We start from the raw sequence: 21,088 nt of genomic DNA on the forward strand, positions 1-21,088 counted from the left end.
CAACGTGAAACAGCGAACGTGGTATCACAACATCTCGATCCAGATCATCCGCCTCCCCCGCGAAAGCAGCCCCTGACTGGTCCCATCCGCAAGATGGCCACCGGTGCAGCTTTGTTTGTGGCGATTTGCGTCGTGGCCGTGGTTGGTTACGTGGCTCATGGTTGGCGGCTGGATGATGCCATCTATATGGTGATCATTACGATCTTTGGCGTAGGATATGGCGAAGTCCAACCGGTCGAATCGATCGCTCTGCGTGCTTTGACCATCATGGTGATTATCGCTGGATATGGGGCCGTTATTTATACCGTCGGCGGATTCATGCAGATGGTGGTGGATGGAGAACTTCAGAAGGCCTTGGGAGCGAGACGAATGTGCATGGATATTGATCGATTAGACAATCACGCAATTATCTGTGGTGTTGGCCGCATGGGTTCGATTCTGGCCCGTGAATTAGCCGCCCAAGGCAAGTCGTTTGTAGTGATCGACACAGACGAACGGCGATTGAATTCGGCTCAGGAACTGGGCTATCTATTCATCAACGGAGACGCCACCGACGAGCATGTGCTCGAGCAAGCCGGTATCAAAAGGGCCGCAGTTCTTGCTTCTGTCTTGTCAGACGATGCGACCAACGTATTCGTGTCGGTCACGGCTCGGGGGATGAATGCCGACATCATGATCATCGCACGCGGCGAAAATCCCAAGACCGAAAAGAAGCTCATTGGATGTGGGGCCGATAAGGTCGTTTTGCCAACCGCCATAGGCGCGAAGAAGCTCGCCCAGATGATTATTCGACCGTCGGCTGAGAACATGCTCGAACAAGTAACGACCCAGGGAGACATGAACGACGAACTAGGTCGGATTGGACTTCAGTTCGATGAGTTGATCGTCGCTGATGGTTCCTCACTGGTCGACAAGTCGATTGGCAGTATCGAGCTGCGGAGCAATCATGGCTTTTTGATCGTTGGACTTCGCCGGAAGGATGGCTCGACCATGCTGAACCCCACCGCCGAAACGATACTTAATCCGGGCGACGTGGTGATCGTATTGGGGCATTCCAACGATATCCCGCAGCTTGCCGAACGCTTCTGTGCCACGCGAGGCAAGGTCACCTACCGCGGCGTCGCGGTCGATTCGTAAGTAGGCTCACGATGCGATTGAATGTTCAGATGGCCAAGCCGGAAGACTACCCAGAGTTATGGCGGTTGTTCCACGATACCGTGCATCACGTCAACCGGCGGGACTACACACCGCAGCAATTAGAGGCCTGGGCACCTGAAAAGGTCGATCTCTCACACTGGAGCTTACGTCTGGAAGGTATCAATCCGTTTGTGGTGACGATCGAAGGCAAAATCGTTGGATTCTCCGATGTCCAAGCGGATGGGCTGGTCGACATGTTCTATGTGCACCATGCCTGGCAGCGAAAAGGTATCGGTAGCAGGCTTTTCACTGAGATTCACCACAAAGCCGAGCAAATGAAGCTGGCTGAACTTCACTCGCATGTGAGTATGACGGCCAGGCCATTCTTTGAAGTCCACGGATTTCACGCGGTGACCCCTCAGCAGGTCACCATCAACGGTGTAACGCTGAAGAACTTTCTCATGAGAAAGACACTCTCTGTTTAGCGAGACGACTTAAGATACCCGCTGAGCGCTTCGATGTTCTTGGCAAACGTTTGACTGGATATGTACTGGTCGCCAGGACGAAATCGTTGATCGCCAACAAGTTTCTCTTCCTCGAAGGTGGTAATCCATCGCCCTTGATCGTCCAGGCTTGCGAGAATGGGCTTAACCTGGTCGGGCGAGACCTTTCGACTCGCGCGACGAGACTTCGGAGAACTGATCAGTTTGCGGTACTCGTTCTTTAGATGCTCCAGTTTCTGGCCTGTTTTCCAGCCGTAGTGGTCAGGCAGATTCTTGTCATCGTAGGTCAGGAAGTAATCCTTGCCGTTGCGATTCATGTAGAGCGGGCGATTGGTTTGTAGTTCGTAGTAGCGTGCAAGTTGCCCATCCGGAAGCATCGACGCTTCAAGATACTTCACGGCTTTGGGAACGGGTTCTAGATACTTCTTGTCGCGAGTCACGTCATAAATTAGCAGTAGCGTTTCAATCGCATCTTGAGATTCCCGACCTGCCACGGCAGCGGGTTCGAATTTACGCGCCCAGATCGGATTCATGTCGTAGTTGTATTGCTGAGCCCATGCCGGTTGCGGGCTCGGCAGTTGGGCCAGTATCAGGAAATCTCCCAGCTTCTTAAGTGACGCCAGATATCGTTGGTCTCCATAGGTATCATACGCTTCTCTTAAAACCGCCGAGACGCTGCCGGCCAGGTCATCGTTCAAGGTGTACATGTTCCAATAGTTCTTAACGCGGCCCTCGGTTTTCCAGTCATATTTCGGAAAGCTTGCCGGCTGAATAGGTAACGATTGATCGACTGGCTCGGCCCAAACTTGGGGAAACGCACCATTGGCGAACTGGGCCGCAAGTAAGGCATCCAGTGCCGTTGTGACTGCCTGATGTATTATTTCATTTTTGAAGTCGTATGCTTTATCGACTCGCATCAGAAAGCGAATTGCCGATTGGGTTTGATCGTCGTCCAGCGAGGAATTGTTTTTGCCTTTCCCCTTGCCGTTTCGGTATTGAGCCGTGCGTTGTCCTTGAGGATCGAAATCGATGCAGTTCGTCCATCCTCCCGAGTTTAATTGGCCATAGATGAGCGCTTCGGCGGTCTCCGTTGCCGCGTTTAAGTAGAACGCATCGGTCGTGGCGTTATAGGCAGCAAGGTAGGTCATGCCAACCGTGGGTGTGCCTGGCGGTTGAACCCAAATTTGATCGGGCGATGCGGTTCCTTCGCCGAAACGCTGGGTAAGATCTGGACTATAGAAATAGACATAGCCCCCATGAACAGCAACCTGGTCATGGTAGTAAGTAGCAGCTTTCTTCATCGCTACCAAAACTTCCGCGGCCGTGGGGTCGCCGTCGGCTGCAGAAAGTGAGTGACTTAAAAGACAAATGCAAAGGAGGAAGGCCACCGGGGCGCGGAAGATACTGTGCATGGTCAAGTCTCGAGCGAGCGTAGGAATGAGAAGGTCAGTCCCAAAATACTCTCTGCATAATCGTTAAGCAAGGATTTATGATAAGGGACGATTAGGAATCCGCTCGTATAAAAAGCGGAATGCCGCAGACGACCACAAGCAGGATCCAACCCACTAGTTGAAGCATGATTTCAGGCGTAGGTTTGGATGTGGAATGAACGCGCCCCTCCTCCGATAGTCGAAACATTCGATCACTGTATTCCGGCCAGAAAATGACCGAAAGGGGCAACAGCATAAACAATGCATGCGAGGCGACCGCCTGAAAGTCTAGGCTCATCACAAGATGAATCACTAATGAGACGATCGCAACAGCACACGCTGCTATCCGTCCTCGATCCCAGGCGATCACGTGATTTCCTCCACTGGTGAAACGAAAAATGACCTTAAGTAAGAAGCTTAAGGTCATTCGTCGCAGTCGATAAAATATTATTATTGCTGCTTGCCCATCGACTGAACGGCACGATTCAGTTCATCCATGCCGACCTCTCGCTGAGGCGTCGCGAACGACCAGGTATGTCCGAATGGATCAACGATCATTCCGTAGCGATCTCCCCAAAACATATCGGTTGGTGGCATCTTGATCGTGGCCCCGGCCGCTTCCGCCTGAGCAATGGCTGCATCGCAGTCCGTGACATAGCGATGGATGGTAACCGGAGTGCCGCCCAAAGACTTAGGAGATTGCGATTTGCCTTCGCAGTATTCGGGAAAGTCATCGGCCATAAAAATGCTAGCACCGCCGATCGTTAGTTCGACGTGCATGTATTTATCGCCTGCTTCGGTCGGCAAGCGGAACTTCTCTTCGGCCGCGAACGCTTTCTTGTAAAACTCGATCGCTTCTGAACAGGGATCGCATACCAAGTAAGGAATAAGGCCGGCGCGGTTAATAGCGGGGGTGGATTGAGTCATGGGGTCTCTTTCTATTTTAAGGATTTGGAAGTTAAGTCGAGGAATGTTATCTGGGATTAGGCGTCGTCATAGGCGGTTTGCAACGCGACGACATCCAGTTTCTGCATCTGCAACATGGCCGCGATTACCATTTGAGCCTTATCTTGATTGGCGTCACTGATCAGACGGGGCAAGAGAGTTGGCACAACTTGCCAGAAGACGCCGTACTTATCTTTCAGCCAACCGCACTGAGATGTCTCGCCTCCGACGGAGAGTTTCTCCCAGAAGTGATCCACCTCTTGGGCTGATTCGCAGTGGATCACGAATGAAACAGCTTCGTTGAAGGTAAAGTGCGGACCGCCATTGAGGGCCACAAACTTCTGGCCTTGAAGTTCAAACTCGATCGTCATAATCGAGCCTACGGGCCCCGGTCCCACTTCGCCGTACTTGGTTTGCGTCAAGACTCGTGAATCGTCGAAGATCGAAAGGTAGAACTCGACGGCTTCCTCGGCCTGATCGTTAAACCAAAGAAAGGGGGTGATGCGCTGCATGAAATCGATTCTCCCAGTTTGGTCGTGATGCCTGTTTGGAGAGTAGTCGATCTCGCTGCGTGCATTTCGACATGCGATCTAAAAATCGATTAAACCACGGCGACTTTGACGCAGTTGATTGGCGGAAGCGAGTCGAACAAGCAGTTCCACTCGTCGCCACTATCGTGCCCCATCCATACTTGACCGGTGGTTGTACCGAAATAAATTGCAGGGTCGGCCAGCGTATCGGTCGTCATCGCATCACGCAGCACCGTAAAATAGCCGTCGTGCTTGGGTAATCCTTTCGATAGCTTTTTCCATTTCTTGCCTCCGGAAGTGCTTCGCCAAACGGCAGGTTTCCCTTCTGGGCACGTTCGTGTCATGGGCTCTAGGGGGACGACATAGATCGTATTGGGATCGTGCGGATGAACGACAATAGGGAAGCCGAAGTCCGAAGGCAGCCCATCGGCGATCGATTGCCAAGTGTGGCCGTAATCATCGCTACGTAGCACTCCGATCCCAGGGCGTTCAGGCCAACCGCCATGATTTTGCATATACAGTCGGCCAGGAGCATCGGGATGCCGAGCTATCTTGTGTACGCACTGACCGAATTCTGGGTAGGGATTGGGATCGAATCCAGCTCCCACCCCATCGTTGGCAGCGTTAAACGTTTGTCCACCATCTTCACTGAGGTAATGTCCCCCAGTGGAGATACCCAGGTGAATGCGTTCCCCGTCGCGGACAATCGTATGCAGGCACAAACCGCCTGCGCCAGGCTGCCAGTCTTTTGAGTGCTTGTGATTACTGATACCAGCGATCATCTCCCAAGAGTTGCCACCATCTTCGCTCCGAAAAAGCGAGGCAGGTTCGACACCAGCCCATATCTCTTGGTTGTCGGTGCCTGGCTCAAGTGACCAGATATTTGCGAGGACACGGCCATCAGTTTCAGGAAACGCAGGCGCGGACTTGGTTTCCTTGAACTTCTTACCCAGATCGGATGAGGTTAGCACCTTCATCCCAAACCAGGCATTGCAACTCGAAGCGAAAATGCGAGGGGACTTACGGGTATCAATCAAAGCCGAATAAACGGCGACCCCAGAGCCGAACGGTCCCCGCAACGAGAATCGCCCTCGCGACTTACTGGCCTCGGCAACGAATAGCCCCTTCTTGGTCCCAATGCACAAAACAACGCGATCGGCCATCTTCAGCCTCCTGATACTGCGGTCATAATGAAAAGAAGATCCCCTGGTTCTAGCTTCTTCTGCAGCCCGTCGACTCGATGGATAATCGTCTCATTGATATACAAGTTGATGTGTTTGCGAACGGCTCCCGTCTCGTCGCAGACACTGCGATAGAGTTTTGGCTGGTGGTTTTTCAGGTCGGTTAGGGCGTCCTGAACCGAGCCAGCGTTAACCTCTACCTCGGACTTGCCCGCGCACTCGTGCCGGAGTGCGTACGGTATTTGAACGGAAACAGACATGGTGAGAAGAGCCAACTAATAAAACTGAGGAAAAGAGGACTCGGTAAATAGCATCCCCTGGAAGCTAGTCGAAGACGGATGGTCGTGATCGACCGAGGCCAGGAAAAAGTTTAGAAGACCAGTTGACCGGGATAAAGGATTTGCCTCCCAGCTGAAGGCAAGTGGGCAATTTATCAAGAATCCTGTGTTTTGTTCTATTCATCCAGGTGCGTCGATGATAGGATAATTTTAAATTATCTACTGCTTTTAGGCCGTCTCATCTTTAGGCACCACTATGTCACGTTCTTCGTGTCGTTCAGCGTTCACCCTCGTAGAACTTCTGGTTGTGATCGCCATTATTGGCATCCTGATTGCTTTGTTGCTTCCGGCTGTGCAGATGGCACGTGAATCGGCTCGAAGAACCGAATGCGTCAACCACCTCAAGCAACTCGGTTTAGCCTTTCATAACCATCACGACATTCTGCAGAAGTTCCCACATGGAGGCATCAATGCTCCTGACGGCGACCCATGTTGCCAAGGCGAGCATTCCGAACGGACGCAATGGAGTTGGCCTTATCAAATTCTGCCGTATATCGAGCAGAACAATCTCTACGACAACACGAATCACAACCAGGTTTATCAAACGGCAGTCGAACTCTATTACTGTCCCAGTCGTCGAAGTGCTCAGGGATACGGCGGATCGTCGCATGCTCGGATTGATTATGCCGCCAACGCCGGGACCGACAATGAAGGGGATAATGGAGTTACACGCCGGCAAGACCGGGCAAGAACTGGGTTTCAGGACATTGTCGACGGTACATCAAACACCATGATGGTCGGAGAAAAGCAAACCGACAGGACTTACGATTCCGGGTGCTGCGATGACAACGAGAACCCCTACAATCCTGGTTGGGAAGTTGATATCTACCGCCGGGGCAATTCGCCCCCAGACCACGACCGAAATCACCCCGAGACAGTTTTAGGGACCGATTCCAATTCCAACCTCTTTGGAGCGGCCCACCCCAGCGGCATCAACACGGTATTGGTGGACGGATCGGTGAGATTTGTCAGCTACACGGTCGACGGAGAAATGTTCCGTCGCCTGTGCGTGATAGACGACGGATTAGTGGTCAGCCACGACTCGCTATAATTTTCCCAATTACAGCGAACCTCGGGTCTGAAATCGTGACTAGATTTATATCGAAATCATCGGTAACCCCGCATTGTCAATCTTGAACCATGTGGGTATATTCGTAAGTCCTCGGGATGTGGCGCAGTCTGGCTAGCGCATCTGCTTTGGGAGCAGAGGGTCGTAGGTTCGAATCCTATCATCCCGACTCAAAAAACCTTTCGTAAGTTTGGCTTGCGAAAGGTTTTTTTGTGCTTGAACACAAGCTTATGCCGTCGTCTAAAACGCTACGAGTGATGTAGCGTTTCGGTGCCTTGCCTAATAGAGGCTAGATGTCGACAGCGTGGCGACGATTGGGGAACCTTGAGTCACAATGATTGTGTGCTCGAATTGGGCCGTGAGGTTTTCAGGGTGCCCGATAAGTGTCCAGCCATCTTCCGCCTCATTCAAGTAAGAACTTCGAGTCGAAAGAAACGGTTCGATAGCGATCACTTGGCCCAGTTGAAGGCGTCGAGTATCGATTTGGTTATAGTATCCGACGATCCCTTCCGGCTCTTCATGCAGGCTTCTCCCGACGCCGTGGCCTCCGAGATTCTTGACTGTTTTGAACCCGTGCGACTTCGCCGTACGTTCAATCGCCTTCCCGATGTGGTTGATAGGGGAGCCTGCTTTGGCTTCCATAATTGCGTGATCTAACGCAATCTTGGCCGCCCGACACAACCGATCTTTTAAGCTGGAAATTGGGGGGACCACCACCGTACCGGCCGTATCTGCAAAGTAACCGTCCAGTTCTGCGGAGACGTCCACATTGACGATATCACCGCCGCAAATGATCCGCTCACCGGGAATCCCGTGAGCCGCTTCTTCGTTAATGCTGATGCAGGTAGTGCCAGGGAAGTCGTAGGTGATCTTAGGGGCTGATATCGCTCCGTATCTCGCTAGCATCTCTGCCGCGAAGTCGTCCAGTTCAGCCGTTGCCATTCCAGGTTCGACAACTCTCAGCATGGCATCCCGAACGCGGGCAACGACTTGACCAATACGAAGAACCCCATCGACATCGTGCTGGCCTTCTACCGTCATTATTAAATCTCGATCTATGGTGAAAGTGGAAAGTATTAAATTCCGGAGCAATCAATCAACGCTACCTTGAAACAGATGATTCAAATCTATACTGAAACGATTGGGTGGCCAATAGACTGGAATCAGATTGGAAACGTCGATAGAGAACCCTGAAGCAGACAGTTAGGTAGAAGTAGATTGGCTGATCGATAGCGTTTTACGGACTATTGTCACCAAAAGCGAGAAGCGACCTGTGGACGATTCGGAAGCCGTCACCCCCACCCCAAAAGAAACAGGGAGCCGTGAGGCTCCCTGTCGTAATTACCGAATCGTTGTTCCCACGTGGCTAAGCAGCCCGGCGGTCTTCTTCGGTGTCGGCGAGCAAGTACTCGTTTAACCGATCGAATTCATCCGCGTTTTTAAAGTGGATGACAATTTTGCCTCCCTTGGTCGCCTGCTTGATGTCGACCTTGGTACCCAAGGCCATACGCAGGTCTTCTTCGAGTGAAACGACCTGTTGCGACTTCGTCCGCGAGCCCTTCTTGGCCGGAGTTGTCGCGATGGCTGGTTCTTCCCCGTTGAGGAAGTCTTGCACGGCTTGCTCAGTCGCACGGACGCTCCAGCCATCCTTGGCAATCCGCTTGGCGAATTCGTTTTGGATCTCTTCTTCGCCTAGTGGCAAGAGTGCCCGGGCATGCCCTTGGGAAAGCTCACCAGCGTGTATCGAAGACTTTACAGCATCAGGCAGATCCAGCAGGCGGACCAGGTTAGCGATGGTGCTGCGGTCGACCTTGATCCGGTCAGCAAGTTCGCTTTGGGTAGCGTCGTGCTGCTCGAGGTAACGCTGGAAACTAATGGCCTTTTCCAGTGGGTTGAGATCCTGACGCTGCAGATTTTCGACGATGGCCAGTTCGGCGACCAGACGATCGTCCGCTTCGCGAACCAGTGCCGGAATGGAGTCCCAGCCAGCGATGCCGGCCGCACGCAAACGACGCTCACCGCTGATCAGTTGGAAGCGATCCCCGACCTGACGTACAACGATCGGTTGAAGGATATCATGCTCCTTCAAGCTCTCGGCCAGCGAGGTGATCTCGGCGTCGTCGAAGTGATGCCGCGGCTGAAACGGGTTGCGGTCGATCTGGTCGAGCGCGATCCGCGAAGAGTCTTTCTTTTGTGAGGCTTCCTCAGTGAAGTCCGACTCGGCCAAGCGAGGACGGAATGGAACCGTCTCGGTGGCTTCTTCTTGCAATTCTACTTCCGCTGTTTCATCGGTTGGGTCTCCCAACAGAGCGGCCAGACCACGTCCCAATCGCTTTTGTCTAGTCACGATCTAAAACCTCCATGCACAATTCCATATGAGCACGTGCCCCGCGGCTGCGAGGTGCGTGGGTAATTACTGATTGACCGAAGCTAGGTGCTTCGGAAACCCAGTGATCCCGAGGGACCACCGTATCGAAAACGATATCGCCAAAGAAATCGCGAACCTCTTGTTCGACCTCGTGAGTTAGTTCTAGGGTCGGGTCGTACATCGTCAGTACGATCCCACCAAACTCAAGCTTGCCAGGCGGACGCCGCATGACATCGCGGATCACCTTGATCATCTGCGTGAGCCCCTCCATCGCGAAGTACTCGGCCTGGATGGGCATGAGGACTTCCGTCGAGGCAGCCAAAGCGGTTTGCGTGATTGCGCCGACTGAAGGGGGGCAGTCGATCAGGACATAGTCGAACTGATTCATGCCGGACTCGAGATGATTGGTCAGGACGGCCGACGTCGTCTTCTCGCCTCCGGCCAAACGTTCCACGTCCTCGAAGCTGCGGCTGCCGGGAACCAGGAAGAGGTTCTCTATCTTGGTTTCCAGAATCGACTCGCCTAAAGCCTGATCTGAAACCAGTGGATGACGCTCGGTCGGCTTCTGCCCGACGCCGGTGGTCGCATTGCATTGGGGGTCGAGGTCGACGAGCAACGTGCGCATTTCGGCCATGGCCAACCCTGCGGCCAGGTTGATGGCCGTGGTGGTCTTACCGACGCCTCCCTTTTGGTTGGCGATGCACAGGATGCGAGCCATGATGCCTCAATGCAGTAACGAGTCGAAAATCCGTTTTCGAGGTGAGGATTTTAGACACGAACGTGAAAACGAGGAAACGGCACTTTGGCTACTTGATGGCCTGTTTCACGTGAAACATTCGTGCGCATCTTATGTGTTTCACGTGAAACACCCAGATTACAGGATCGTGAAAGGACGAGCATCTGCTCCAGGTGCGGCATTCGATCCTGTTTCACGTGAAACGCTTCGCTACGAGAACGGATGGATCACTAATCCGCAGGGTGGAATTGGCTGGGTGGCGACCGTCTGCAGGAAGCCAACCTCTCTGTGCTGCAGATCCTGGTATTGGCTCATCGTGATAGGGCGGAGCAGAGCGGCAAGCCGAACGTTCTTACCCGTGTCTTCGTCCAGGGCATCAACAAGATGGTCGACCGAGCGGACAAAGGTTTCATTGGCATCGGCCGTCTCCAGCAGTTCGGTCAGGATTAACCACTCCCATAAGTTGTTGTCTAGTTCCCGCCAGAGATCGTCTCGTTCCGGGGTGGCTCCTTCCATCTTCAATTGGCCGTCCGCCGTCAGCTGGGCACTGACCCAGGTCTCGTCTGCGGCACAAAAGATCCCAAGGTGGCCCAACTCGCCGCTGGTTTGAAGTTCTTCCCAGAGGGCAGACGCGACATGACGACCTTGTCCGAAGACATAGCAATCAAAGTGAACGCCCAACTTCTCGATCAGCTCTGGGCTGGAGAGAGGAGGTGCCTGGTGAGCAAGCGGAAAACTAGGCAAGACCTCAAGTCCCGGTTCCGTCATCTCGAAGAACACCGTCAAAGCGACATTGGCCGGGTGCTGCGGAGTCAGTTCTCCCTGCTGGGACAGTTCGTAACGATAGAGGGTCGCCGCGGCTAAATCGTCTGGGTTGACGTGATGCAGTTGACGATGGGCCATCTTCTCACGTATCAATCCAATCAGGTTATGATCGGTCACTGGCCATAAACGGTGGATGACGCCTGCCCCATCCTTAGCGACCAATGGAGTCGCCGTCGCAATATGGTTCTCCAGATCTTGCTGCACCGAAATGCTAGGGTCGGCATAGAGAGATACCTGAGGACAGATATCGGCCTGGACTGCTCGGAGTCGATCAAGCCGTGAAGCCGAACTCTCGGCAAGCAGGACCTGAACCGCCTCGTACTGCTGCTGGTCGATATCCTCGAGGGCGAGCCCTGCCAGAAAACCCCTTCGTGTCACCCGCTGACCCTGCCAGTCGAATTCTTGGTGATAGACATAAATTGCCGGGTCAGGCTCGCGTTGTAGAACGCCTTGCCGCTGCCAGTCGGTTAGGAAACGCTTTGCCCGGGAGAAGCGATTGTTATTTTCGTCATCCCCTGGCTCTTCACGATTGGTCAGAACGCGCACGACATTCGCTGGATGGCATTTGTAAAGTTCGTCGATCTGCTCTGGCGTCAACTTGTCGGCTGGCGGTGCAATGACGTCTGCCAATGCGCCAATATGGCCGAGGTCGTAACGCAGTCCGTGAATGGCTCGAATGTCTGGCATGAAATATTTCGTGCTGTTTGTTAACAGGTAAATAAAAAGGGACTCGCCACATGTGCGAGTCCCTCCCATTTTAACCGATTGCGACCAATAACGGCCCCGCGGAATTAATAGCGGTAGTGATCTGGCTTAAACGGGCCGTCGACTGGCACGCCGATGTAGTCGGCTTGGGCCTGGCTCATCTTGGTCATCTTCACGCCCAGCTTGTCTAAGTGCAGGCGGGCCACTTCTTCATCCAAGCTCTTGGGCAGAACGTGAACACCCAGTGGGTAGGCTTCGGCATTCTTCCACAGTTCGATCTGGGCCAGCACCTGGTTGGTGAACGAGGCCGACATGACGAACGACGGGTGACCGGTGGCACAGCCAAGATTGACTAAGCGGCCTTCGGCCAGAATCAAGATGCTATGGCCGTCTGGGAAGGTGTAGCGATCAACCGGGCCGCCTTCTTGGGAAGGTGGTTTGATCGATTCCTTGGAAACGTCCTTGCGACCATTCAACCAAGCCATATCGATTTCAAGGTCGAAGTGGCCGATGTTGCACACGATCGCGTCGTTTTTCATCCGCTCCATGTGTTCGCCGGTGATGATGTCGCGGTTGCCGGTCGTGGTGACAAAGATGTCGGCACGATCGGCAGCGTCTTCCATGGGGCAAACTTCAAAGCCTTCCATGGCGGCTTGCAGGGCGATGATTGGGTCGATTTCGGTGATGATCACACGAGCACCGAAGCCACGCATCGACTGGGCACAGCCTTTGCCAACGTCGCCGTAACCAGCCACGACAACAATTTTGCCAGCAACCATGACGTCGGTCGCACGCTTGATACCGTCGGCCAGCGATTCGCGGCAACCGTAGAGGTTGTCGAACTTGCTCTTGGTAACCGAGTCGTTGACGTTGATCGCAGGCGTCTTGAGGTCGCCCTTTTGGTGCATCTGGTACAAGCGATGGACGCCTGTGGTGGTTTCTTCCGAAAGGCCGTTGATGCCTTCGAGCAGTTCGGGGAACTTGTTATGAACCATGGCGGTCAAGTCGCCACCATCGTCCAAGATCAGGTTCAGTGGTTCGCCGCTAGGGAAGAAGATGGTCTGCTCGATGCACCAATCGAATTCTTCGTCGGTCATCCCTTTCCAGGCATAGACTGGGATGCCAGCTTCGGCCATGGCGGCGGCGGCGTGGTCTTGAGTCGAGAAAATGTTACAGCTGCTCCAGGTGACTTCGGCACCCAGCTCGACGAGCGTTTCAATCAGCACAGCCGTCTGGATGGTCATGTGAAGACAGCCAGCGATTCGTGCTCCGGCGAGGGGTTTCTCGTCGCGGTATTTCTCACGAAGGGCCATCAAGCCGGGCATTTCGATTTCGGCCAGTTTGATTTCCTGACGTCCACGCTTCGCGAGGGAGATGTCCTTGACCTTGTACGGAAGCTTTTCGACCTGGGACACTATGAACTCCACCTTGTATTGGAGGGACCGGGGGATGAGCCCAATGCGAAACTCCACACCAGGGGGTCGCCGGAAGACTCATTAAATACGCAAAACATTGCGCCGCAACTAATCTGTTATGATAAAGTGCTGGCACTCTTTAGCAACCCGGGATGAGGGGCTCAGGGTAACGCGAAATCCCAGGTAACAGCTGAGAAAGTCGTGGGATTTCAAGAGATACGTCACGTCCACCACGAATCGGATTGGCCCTATTCTTGAGGAAGCTCCGCAAACGCTTTGCGGGCAGCCGAGACGAACGCTTCGACTTTGACGAGATCCTTGACACCGGGCCGACCGTTATTCTCGACCCCACCCGCCACATCGACGGCAGTTGGCTGAACCGCTTGTATCGCCTCAGCAACATTCAACGGAGTTAACCCCCCAGCTAGAACCAGGTGCTTCAGGTGAGGCATCGTATGCCAAGTGGCAGCCAAATCCCAGTTGGAAAGCTGCCCCGTCCCACCGAAGAAACCAGGGACTGCCGCATCCATCAGTAGGGCATGAGGGTGAAGGTCATTGGGCAGTGTTGCCCAGCGACTGAGTGAACCTCGGCTGGCAGCCAGAATGGGAACGCCGGTCGCCTGATTGACAGACTGTGCAAACTCGGCCGATTCGTCCCCGTGAAGTTGGATCCAATTGAAACCAACTTGATCGTGAGTTTGTTCAATCTCCTCTTGGGTCGCGTTCACAAACAGACCAACGATTTGCACCTCGCCGCGGATCGTGTTGGCGATCTTCACTGCGGTCTTCTTTTCCACGCAGCGTTTGCTTTGAGGAAAAAAGTTCAGTCCGATCGCATCGGCCCCGCTATGCGCGACGGCGATTGCGTTCTCGAAATCGTTCAATCCACAGATTTTGATGCGAAAAATATCAGGGACAGGCATGATCGACGAAGTCCGTATATTCGTTAACCGCCTCGCTAGACGGAATATTCTTCCTCGCGATACCGATGCAAGGTAGATAGCGGTGATGTCAGGAGGACACACGGTTCTCCTTGCTTATATTTTACAGCATCCTTTGCTCAAGGTGACCCGTTGGTGTCCATGTCGCAACCACGCTACACTCCCCCTCGATCTCGTCATGGAGGTCTTTGGGTCTGGTACCGCGCCTTGGTGGTGGTCGTGGCCGTCATTCTTCTTGGATTGCCATGGTGTCGAACGGACCGATCGGGCTACGTGGCTCATGGCCAGGCAACGATCGTTTCGGACTCTCTCGAACCGGAGGCCCACGCCCATTTGCAGCCGTTGGTTGAAGAAATATTACAGGCAACGACAACCGACGACCATCTCGTAAACTATTTGGCACAGGACCCCGAGCTACGACAAGATCTGCAGGTGTCTGATGACCAAGCCGCCCTGGAAATACTTCGCCGCCGCTTAGAAGTTTCACCCAACCGAATTGGTGGCCAAGTTTCCCTTCGCTTAAATTACTACGGGGAAGACCGCCTGGCGTGTTCACGGTTACTGTCCCGAATCCTCCAAGATTTCGATCGCGAGTTCAATGATTGGAAGCGAGAAAAGGTCACAGGAATTGAAGACACGTACATCGATCAACTCAAAAGCACTGAAAGCGAACTCGCCGCCATGGACGCAGAGCTTCGTGGTCTTGAAGCGACCGTACCAGGTGACGTGGCGCCAGCTCCAGAAAAATTATCGCTGCCTCGCAGCCCCGCTTGGCTCCTAGCCCAGCAGAAGTTAGATCAAGCGAAATCGCGGCTCAAGGAATTGTTAGAGACCCGTACTCAGCGGCATCCACTTGTGCAAGATCAAGAGAAGAAGATCGAGAAGCTACAAACGCAATTTGCCGCCCTACCAGAATTTCAGTCGAAACCGCTTCCGCCTGAGCCGATGTCGGATCGTGAAAAACTAGTAGAACAATACAAACAGCGAATTGCCGCACTGCATTCAGAAATGGCGCAAAATCAAACTCAGCTCGACGCGTTGAAGCTTCGGCAAAAAGATGCCGCCAAAGCCCTCGGCTTTCTGAATGGAATAACGATGCAGCATTCCGGTGACATCACCGTCTCTTCGGTTGGCGGTGTCTGGCGGTCGACGGCGTTATTAGTACTCGGCGGTTGGTCGATCTTCGCAGGTCTGATCGCGTTTCAATTGGCTTCGAGTTCGGCCAGCCCGGCAATGATTTCCTCGACGCACAAGTTAGCCGCCGCCACACCCCTTGCCGTGGCTGGAACGGTGACCCTTACCGGCAGCACCCAGCCAGAGAGTGGAGGTGCTTGGCGATTCGGACGAGCATCCTTTGTGCTAACTCGACTTGCGGAATTATCGATTGTATTCGTCATTGGCCTGGTGGTGCTAGCAACCCAGACGCAACCTGAATTTAGCCTATTGCTACGAGACGACCCACTGGCAGCATTACGCGAGATGATGCGCAATCTTATCCCATCGTAGAAGTAAGTGTGGCTTGCCCAATCCTCGGTTTGGAGAACTACGACTTAAAATGCCGATGAAAAGAAAGCCCTGCATTCTCTAGTGGTGAATCGCTCGGCCAGCCGCAAGGACGCGGAGATCAAACCCCTTCCCGGGACACGGATGACCATGTACGAAGATTTTTTTGGATTGTCGCATCGCCCATTTCCCAGCGTCCCCTCCTTGGTCGGCTACGTGGAAACGGAATCTCACCTAGAAGCGATTGAAACCCTGTTGCGTTGTGTTCGCCGTGACGAAGGTGTCGGCACACTGATCTCGGCACCAGGGCTCGGCAAATCGACGATCGCTCTGCGACTGCACGAGGAACTAGAAGACGAATTCGAGGTGGTCCGTCTTAATAGTGGTCACTGCGGTTCGCGACGTGCCTTGCTTCAGGCAATCGCCTATGAGTTGGATTTGCCATGCCGTGGATTGGAAGAAGGGGAGCTGCGAATTCAGTTCGCCGAGTATGTCGAACGACTGGACAGTCGCCGAATGACAGGGATTGTCATTCTCGCCGATGAAGCAGATCTGCTGCCGATCCGCCTGTTGGAAGAGCTTCGGCTCTTAACCAATTTCGCTAGTAAAGATCGGTCGCGAGTGTCGGTTGTCTTGTTAGGGAGTATGTCGTTGGAAGAACGCCTGGCCAGTCCCTACTTGATGTCGTTCAATCAACGAATTGGTGCGCGGACGTTTCTACAATCGCTTTCCACCGCAGAAGTCGCGAACTATGTCCGTCAGCAAGTGCAAGACGCGGGAGCCAGGCGAACTATTTTCGACGAATCGGCGATCGGGACGATTACCCAGCGCAGTCAAGGCGTTCCGCGTTTGGTGAATCAAATTTGCGACCATGCTCTGCTGTTGGCAGCTCTGGGGGATGAGACGACGCTGGATGCCGACGCGATCGAAGAGGCATGGGCCGACCTGCAGCGGCTCCCAGCTCCTAAGCGACAAATTCGGACGGACAGCGCGCACACGACGGATTCGATGATCGAGTTTGGCTCGCTGGAAGAAACGAAGCCGGAACCTTTAAACGAATACCCTTCGGTCGTTCGCTTTGAAGAACGATCCCTGGCTGAAGAGCAAGAAGAGTTCTCGCCAGAGGCCGCAGAAGAGCCTGAAGTCGAACTGGCATTTCAAAATGCCACCAATCCGTTCGACGAGCAATTCGAAAAGGAAGAGGTCGTTATCGATCGATTCGCTTCGCTGGGTGACCAAGACGTTCGGGGAATTCGGCGGGTGGTTAGCCCACGCAACTCGGAAATCGCTGCGTTTCTGGTCGGCTCCGAAGATAACCCAGCCGAAGTCGAAGTGGTTCAGCCAAGCTACTCAAATGCTGAGGGTATGGTTGTGTCACGTGACTTCTCTACGCATTCCACTGGATTTACCGATTGGGACGATCGCGACATTATCGTGATCGACTCCAAGGAAAAGCGTGTGGAAGAACCACAGCATCCCAAGATGCCCGCACCGCGCCGAAGAACGTATCGTCAATTATTCTCTCAACTGCGTCGCCAACACGCATAAGCGGTTCTCATGGCTCGTTTTCTAAAAGCACTGCAAGGTTTGCACTCCGATGTGCCTGAGGCAACTCCTCCGCAAGAGGCCCCCTCAGGCTCGTCGGATAGGTCACCCGAAGTGTCGAACGAGCCATCGGCTGCGGAAGCGACTCCGCCAGGGGAATCTCCTGCTCGACCGGTGGCACAAACCATCGTCATGCCAGAGCAAGCTCAGGAACCGGAGGCGAAGACGCCACCCCAACCGGCCGCTTCACCAGAGCAGAACGAGCTTATCCAAAAGTTAACGCTTCAGCTTGCTAGCATGCTGAAGCAGCGTGACAAAGTTGCCCGAGAAGTGTCTCAGGTCAAAGAAGAACTGGCTTCGCACGACCGACGTCACGAAGATGAACTCATCGGGCTGCGGGACACGCTCGAGACCCATCAGCAATCGTCTAAGGCGATCGAAGCGAACCTAAAGGCGATTCAGACGGAACTTCGTAGTCAGTTGCAGAAGCAGCAGGAAGAGTTCACTCAGAAGTTGAGTGAGGTTGAGCTGCGGGTCCAAGCCCAGTCTGCCGCTCCGGCAGTGGCCAAAGATTCCAAAACTGAGCAGGATATGCAACGAGTTCGAGAGCAATTGGCCTCTCACGATAAGCGATACGAGCAAGAGATTGTTCGCTTGCGTGATACGCTCGAAACTCACCAGGAATCAGCAAAGTCAATTCAGACCCAGCTGCTCAAAGAACTAAAGCGGCAGGAAGACTCGTTTACTAAGAAGCTGAGCGATGTCGAGCAGCGTGTAAAGCACCAGGCCGCAACGGCTTCCACGAGGGAAGTTTCCACTGCGGAAGCAGTTCAGCCTAAACAAAGCGAGCCGACGCAAATGACTGCGGAAGCCTCGATGGCTTTCAAAGCCCAGGTGCGAGCATCCGAGACCGTAAAGCCGATCCCGGTGCCAGATGCTCTTCATCGCGAGATCGCTTCGCTCAATAGTACGGACTTCTCGCAGGAACTCGTTCCGCTGTGTGATACCATCTTTGGGACCGTTCAACTTTCGTCGGTTACAGAACCGATGGTCATCTTCCTGGGGACTTGCGTTCCAGGTCGTGATACATCGGGATTGGCCTTGCGACTGGCATCTTGGCTCAGTCTGAATAAGTGTAATGTGTTCTTGATCGACGGCGAGTTAAGAAACAAAACGCTCTCCCAGCAATTGGGACTGAAGTCTAGTTCTGGACTCTTCGAGACGGTTCGGCGTGAGACGTATCGGCAAGACGGGACTTACCGTGACAACGATTTAGGCATTTCCGTCATGCCGGCGGGAAAGTCTTCTTTCATGCTGACCAACAGCGAACAAGACCTCGCTTCGCTGCGAGATCAGATTCGCGAGATCTTAAAGACATGCTCAATCGTCTTGATCGCAGGGGAGGGACCAAACACCCCGGCGTCTTGGTTGCTCGCGCAAGTTGCTAACAAGACGTATCTTCAAGCAAATCTGGGGAGCGTATCCCGCGAGGACATTCAGGCTGCCGTCGATTGCTACCATCGCGTAGGGGTCGATCCGGCTGGGCTTATTGCCACCTCCATTCGCAATTAAGTGCTATACTTGGCTGCTAAGTCGTTAGTCCTTGCGATCAGCCTAGACGAACAAACCCTCAGCCAAACTAGTTGCCATGGCCAAGTATCTTGTTACCGGCGGTGCCGGTTTTATCGGTTCTCACATTGTTAACGGTTTGCTTGCCCGAGGGGACGAGGTTGTAATCTACGACAATCTCAGCACGGGAAGCCGGAAGAACCTGCCCGAACATGGCAATGCAACGTTTATCGAAGGATCGATTACCGACGCTGATGACTTAGCCAAAGCGCTCGATGGTGTCGAATACGTATTTCACCAAGCGGCTCTCGCGTCGGTTCCTCTGAGTGTCGAGCGACCGTTAGATACCAATTTGCACTGCGTCACCGGTACGCTGAATGTATTGAACGAATCCCGCAAGGCTGGCGTGAAGCGGGTCGTCTATGCTGCATCGAGCAGTGCCTATGGCGATCAGCCCAATCTGGCGAAGCGCGAATCCGATTTGCCTGCTCCCCTTTCCCCCTACGCGGTCGCGAAACTAGCTGGCGAATATTACTGCCAGGCGTTTTATCACACGTATGGACTGGAAACAGTCGGTCTGCGTTATTTCAACGTATTTGGCCCGCGGCAAGATCCTGATAGCCCCTATTCGGCCGTGATTCCAATCTTTCTGACACTGCTTTTAAGCGGTAAGCAACCGGTCGTCTATGGAGACGGTCAGCAGTCGCGTGACTTCACCTACGTGAAGAACATCGTTAATGCCAACCTGAATGCGATGGCCGCCGAAGATGTCGCTGGCAAGGTCATCAATGTGGCCAATGGCAAGAGTACTTCGCTGCTAACGCTTTTGAAATTGCTCAACCAGAATCTAGGAACGGACGTCCAAGCCAAGCACGATCCGCCCCGCGCTGGTGACGTCCGCGATAGCATGGCCGACAACACGCTGGCCACGAAGCTGTTGAACTACGAGATCGAAGTCGACTTCGAAGAGGGACTTAAGCGTTCGATTGAATATTATCGCGAGTTGGCCCTGCAACGAGCATAAGCTCGACGATTCTACAGCGACTCGTTGACACAGTGAGAACGCTCTTCCAATACCGGCGGATCATCTTCCTGGGCAACAATCGGCTTTGCGAATCGTTGATTCAATAACGCGATGATGGCCAACAGTACAGCAACGCTCAAGAAGGTAATTGGATACGCTGGAAGGTCTGCTTTGCGGCTGCCAGCGATCATCAGTCCGATAAGTGGCTGACCAAACAAACCGCCTGAGTCGAGCATCACCAGCATCAAGTTCGTACCGGTTCCACGGTACTTCTTCGGAAACGCGATACTCCCGCCGCCGATGATCGCCGGGAAAATCAGCGCGTGGGCTACGCCTCCCACGATCGCCGGTAGCGGCAACAGCCAGGGGTTTCTTGCCAAGAGGTAAAGCGTCAGGCTAAACGACAACAGCAAGATGCCGATCGTGGCCGCATTCTTCACGCCAATGCGTTCTGGCACTTTGCGGGTAAGCAACCGGCAGGTAAACGCTGTGACCGCGTACACAAGAAAGAACGAGCTAATATGCTCGATACCAATTTCTTTGGCGTAGCTTCGCAAAAAGATCTGAGGGAACAGCACACCGAAGCCCATCGCAAAAGACATGACGAGCATCCAGCCGGGATGATATTGGCGGATCAAGCGAATGAGCGAGGGGTGGTCGATCGAACGCCGCGGTTTATCGCCGCGAGTGGCGAAAAAGGTGAACCCGATCGACACGACACAGGCACCCAATGCAACTAAAAACATGGCTTGGATCTTGGCATCTGGGGTCGCACTTCCAGCGAAGATAATGTCACCAATCAAAGGTCCGATTGCTAAGCCAATAAATCCGGACGAACCCAACACGCCAATCAGTTCAGTACTGCGCCCCTTGGGGGCTTTGAGGGAAATGGCCGTGATCGAAGCTCCGAATGCCCCTGCGAGACCTACCATGTACGCAAGTCGCAGCAGGTAAATCATCGGACCATTCACGTCACCCACAAAGAAGTGTCCCAGGATGGAACTGAGAAGCAGGACGAGTGAACCGATCCAAACTATCCGGGTTCCCAATCGGTCGATGACCGCCCCCTGAGCAAACCGAGCAAGCACGGCTCCACCCATGCCGACTCCGGTAATAAGGCCAAGATGGTATTCGTCACCACCGAGATAATTGACAAAGTCGAAGTAACGGAACAGGGAACTGTTACAGACAATCAGCGCCATATTGGCAAAGTAGGTCAGCCAGAATTCGCGGCCGTAAGCAATTTGCGGGGCAGGCGATGCTTTATCGGCCGTTACTACGGCGGAATTCATGGGTCCTCGGCTCGGTTTTGTGATCGCTCGGG

Annotated in this window: 19 protein-coding genes and 1 tRNA gene; 8 read left to right on the top strand and 12 right to left on the bottom strand. The window is 53.7% G+C overall.

Features of this window, described 5'->3' with window-relative positions; genetic code table 11:
* Window positions 1-18 precede the first annotated feature (18 nt).
* Window positions 19-1,137, top strand: coding sequence for a potassium channel family protein (locus HOV93_RS07500; protein WP_315853370.1), 1,119 nt, complete (start codon window positions 19-21; stop codon window positions 1,135-1,137).
* Between the two features lie 11 nt (window positions 1,138-1,148).
* A complete protein-coding gene (locus HOV93_RS07505) occupies window positions 1,149-1,622 on the top strand; it encodes a GNAT family N-acetyltransferase (RefSeq protein WP_207395847.1) in 474 nt (157 codons plus the stop codon).
* On the opposite strand, the gene HOV93_RS07510 is transcribed toward HOV93_RS07505, so the two are convergent.
* From HOV93_RS07510 to HOV93_RS07530, 5 genes are all read right to left on the bottom strand, one after another.
* The gene (locus tag HOV93_RS07510) at window positions 1,619-3,052 is read right to left on the bottom strand and encodes a pectate lyase (protein ID WP_207395848.1); all 1,434 of its coding nucleotides are present in this window, start codon (window positions 3,050-3,052) and stop codon (window positions 1,619-1,621) included. The two genes, HOV93_RS07505 and HOV93_RS07510, sit on opposite strands and share 4 nt — an antisense overlap.
* 468 nt (window positions 3,053-3,520) lie before the next feature.
* A complete protein-coding gene (locus HOV93_RS07515; RefSeq protein ID WP_207395849.1) occupies window positions 3,521-3,997 on the bottom strand; it encodes a VOC family protein in 477 nt (158 codons plus the stop codon).
* Between the two features lie 56 nt (window positions 3,998-4,053).
* Window positions 4,054-4,527: a VOC family protein gene (locus tag HOV93_RS07520; RefSeq protein ID WP_207395850.1), complete on the bottom strand. Its 474-nt coding sequence runs from the start codon at window positions 4,525-4,527 to the stop codon at window positions 4,054-4,056.
* Between the two features lie 89 nt (window positions 4,528-4,616).
* Window positions 4,617-5,708, bottom strand: coding sequence for a sialidase family protein (locus tag HOV93_RS07525; protein ID WP_207395851.1), 1,092 nt, complete (start codon window positions 5,706-5,708; stop codon window positions 4,617-4,619).
* Between the two features lie 2 nt (window positions 5,709-5,710).
* Window positions 5,711-5,986, bottom strand: a complete 276-nt coding sequence (locus tag HOV93_RS07530; RefSeq protein ID WP_207395852.1) for a MoaD/ThiS family protein — start codon at window positions 5,984-5,986, stop codon at window positions 5,711-5,713.
* A gap of 274 nt (window positions 5,987-6,260) precedes the next feature.
* Between HOV93_RS07530 and HOV93_RS07535 the strand changes: the two genes are divergently transcribed.
* Both HOV93_RS07535 and HOV93_RS07540 read left to right on the top strand, forming a co-directional pair.
* The gene (locus HOV93_RS07535; protein ID WP_207395853.1) at window positions 6,261-7,115 is read left to right on the top strand and encodes a DUF1559 domain-containing protein; all 855 of its coding nucleotides are present in this window, start codon (window positions 6,261-6,263) and stop codon (window positions 7,113-7,115) included.
* 112 nt (window positions 7,116-7,227) lie between these two features.
* A tRNA-Pro gene (locus HOV93_RS07540) sits at window positions 7,228-7,302 on the top strand.
* A gap of 110 nt (window positions 7,303-7,412) precedes the next feature.
* On the opposite strand, the gene map is transcribed toward HOV93_RS07540, so the two are convergent.
* The 6 genes from map to HOV93_RS07570 all read right to left on the bottom strand — a co-directional run bounded on the left by map (window position 7,413) and on the right by HOV93_RS07570 (window position 14,105).
* Window positions 7,413-8,174: a type I methionyl aminopeptidase gene (map, locus tag HOV93_RS07545; protein WP_207395854.1), complete on the bottom strand. Its 762-nt coding sequence runs from the start codon at window positions 8,172-8,174 to the stop codon at window positions 7,413-7,415.
* 325 nt (window positions 8,175-8,499) lie between these two features.
* Window positions 8,500-9,480, bottom strand: coding sequence for a ParB/RepB/Spo0J family partition protein (locus tag HOV93_RS07550; protein WP_207395855.1), 981 nt, complete (start codon window positions 9,478-9,480; stop codon window positions 8,500-8,502).
* Window positions 9,473-10,219, bottom strand: coding sequence for a ParA family protein (locus HOV93_RS07555; RefSeq protein WP_207395856.1), 747 nt, complete (start codon window positions 10,217-10,219; stop codon window positions 9,473-9,475). The genes HOV93_RS07550 and HOV93_RS07555 overlap by 8 nt, the downstream gene beginning before the upstream one ends.
* Before the next feature lie 228 nt (window positions 10,220-10,447).
* Window positions 10,448-11,749: a DUF1015 family protein gene (locus HOV93_RS07560; protein ID WP_207395857.1), complete on the bottom strand. Its 1,302-nt coding sequence runs from the start codon at window positions 11,747-11,749 to the stop codon at window positions 10,448-10,450.
* 104 nt (window positions 11,750-11,853) lie between these two features.
* Window positions 11,854-13,182 carry an adenosylhomocysteinase gene (gene ahcY, locus HOV93_RS07565; protein ID WP_207395858.1) on the bottom strand — a complete coding sequence of 443 codons (1,329 nt, stop codon included), beginning with the start codon at window positions 13,180-13,182 and terminating at the stop codon, window positions 11,854-11,856.
* A 248-nt stretch (window positions 13,183-13,430) separates the two neighbouring features.
* A complete protein-coding gene (locus HOV93_RS07570; protein ID WP_207395859.1) occupies window positions 13,431-14,105 on the bottom strand; it encodes a phosphoribosylanthranilate isomerase in 675 nt (224 codons plus the stop codon).
* 153 nt (window positions 14,106-14,258) lie between these two features.
* Between HOV93_RS07570 and HOV93_RS07575 the strand changes: the two genes are divergently transcribed.
* From HOV93_RS07575 to HOV93_RS07590, 4 genes are all read left to right on the top strand, one after another.
* Window positions 14,259-15,629 carry a hypothetical protein gene (locus HOV93_RS07575; RefSeq protein ID WP_207395860.1) on the top strand — a complete coding sequence of 457 codons (1,371 nt, stop codon included), beginning with the start codon at window positions 14,259-14,261 and terminating at the stop codon, window positions 15,627-15,629.
* A gap of 147 nt (window positions 15,630-15,776) precedes the next feature.
* Window positions 15,777-17,174: an ExeA family protein gene (locus HOV93_RS07580; RefSeq protein WP_207395861.1), complete on the top strand. Its 1,398-nt coding sequence runs from the start codon at window positions 15,777-15,779 to the stop codon at window positions 17,172-17,174.
* Between the two features lie 9 nt (window positions 17,175-17,183).
* A complete protein-coding gene (locus tag HOV93_RS07585) occupies window positions 17,184-18,743 on the top strand; it encodes a hypothetical protein (protein WP_207395862.1) in 1,560 nt (519 codons plus the stop codon).
* Window positions 18,744-18,819: 76 nt separating this feature from the next.
* A complete protein-coding gene (locus HOV93_RS07590) occupies window positions 18,820-19,764 on the top strand; it encodes an SDR family oxidoreductase (protein ID WP_207395863.1) in 945 nt (314 codons plus the stop codon).
* A gap of 11 nt (window positions 19,765-19,775) precedes the next feature.
* Here HOV93_RS07590 and HOV93_RS07595 read toward each other — a convergent pair whose 3' ends face one another.
* Complete coding sequence (locus HOV93_RS07595) at window positions 19,776-21,056, bottom strand: MFS transporter (RefSeq protein WP_207395864.1); 1,281 nt, start codon at window positions 21,054-21,056, stop codon at window positions 19,776-19,778.
* Between the last annotated feature and the right edge of the window lie 32 nt (window positions 21,057-21,088).

This window comes from Bremerella alba (genome assembly GCF_013618625.1).
GTDB classification, from domain to species: Bacteria; Planctomycetota; Planctomycetia; order Pirellulales; family Pirellulaceae; genus Bremerella; species Bremerella alba.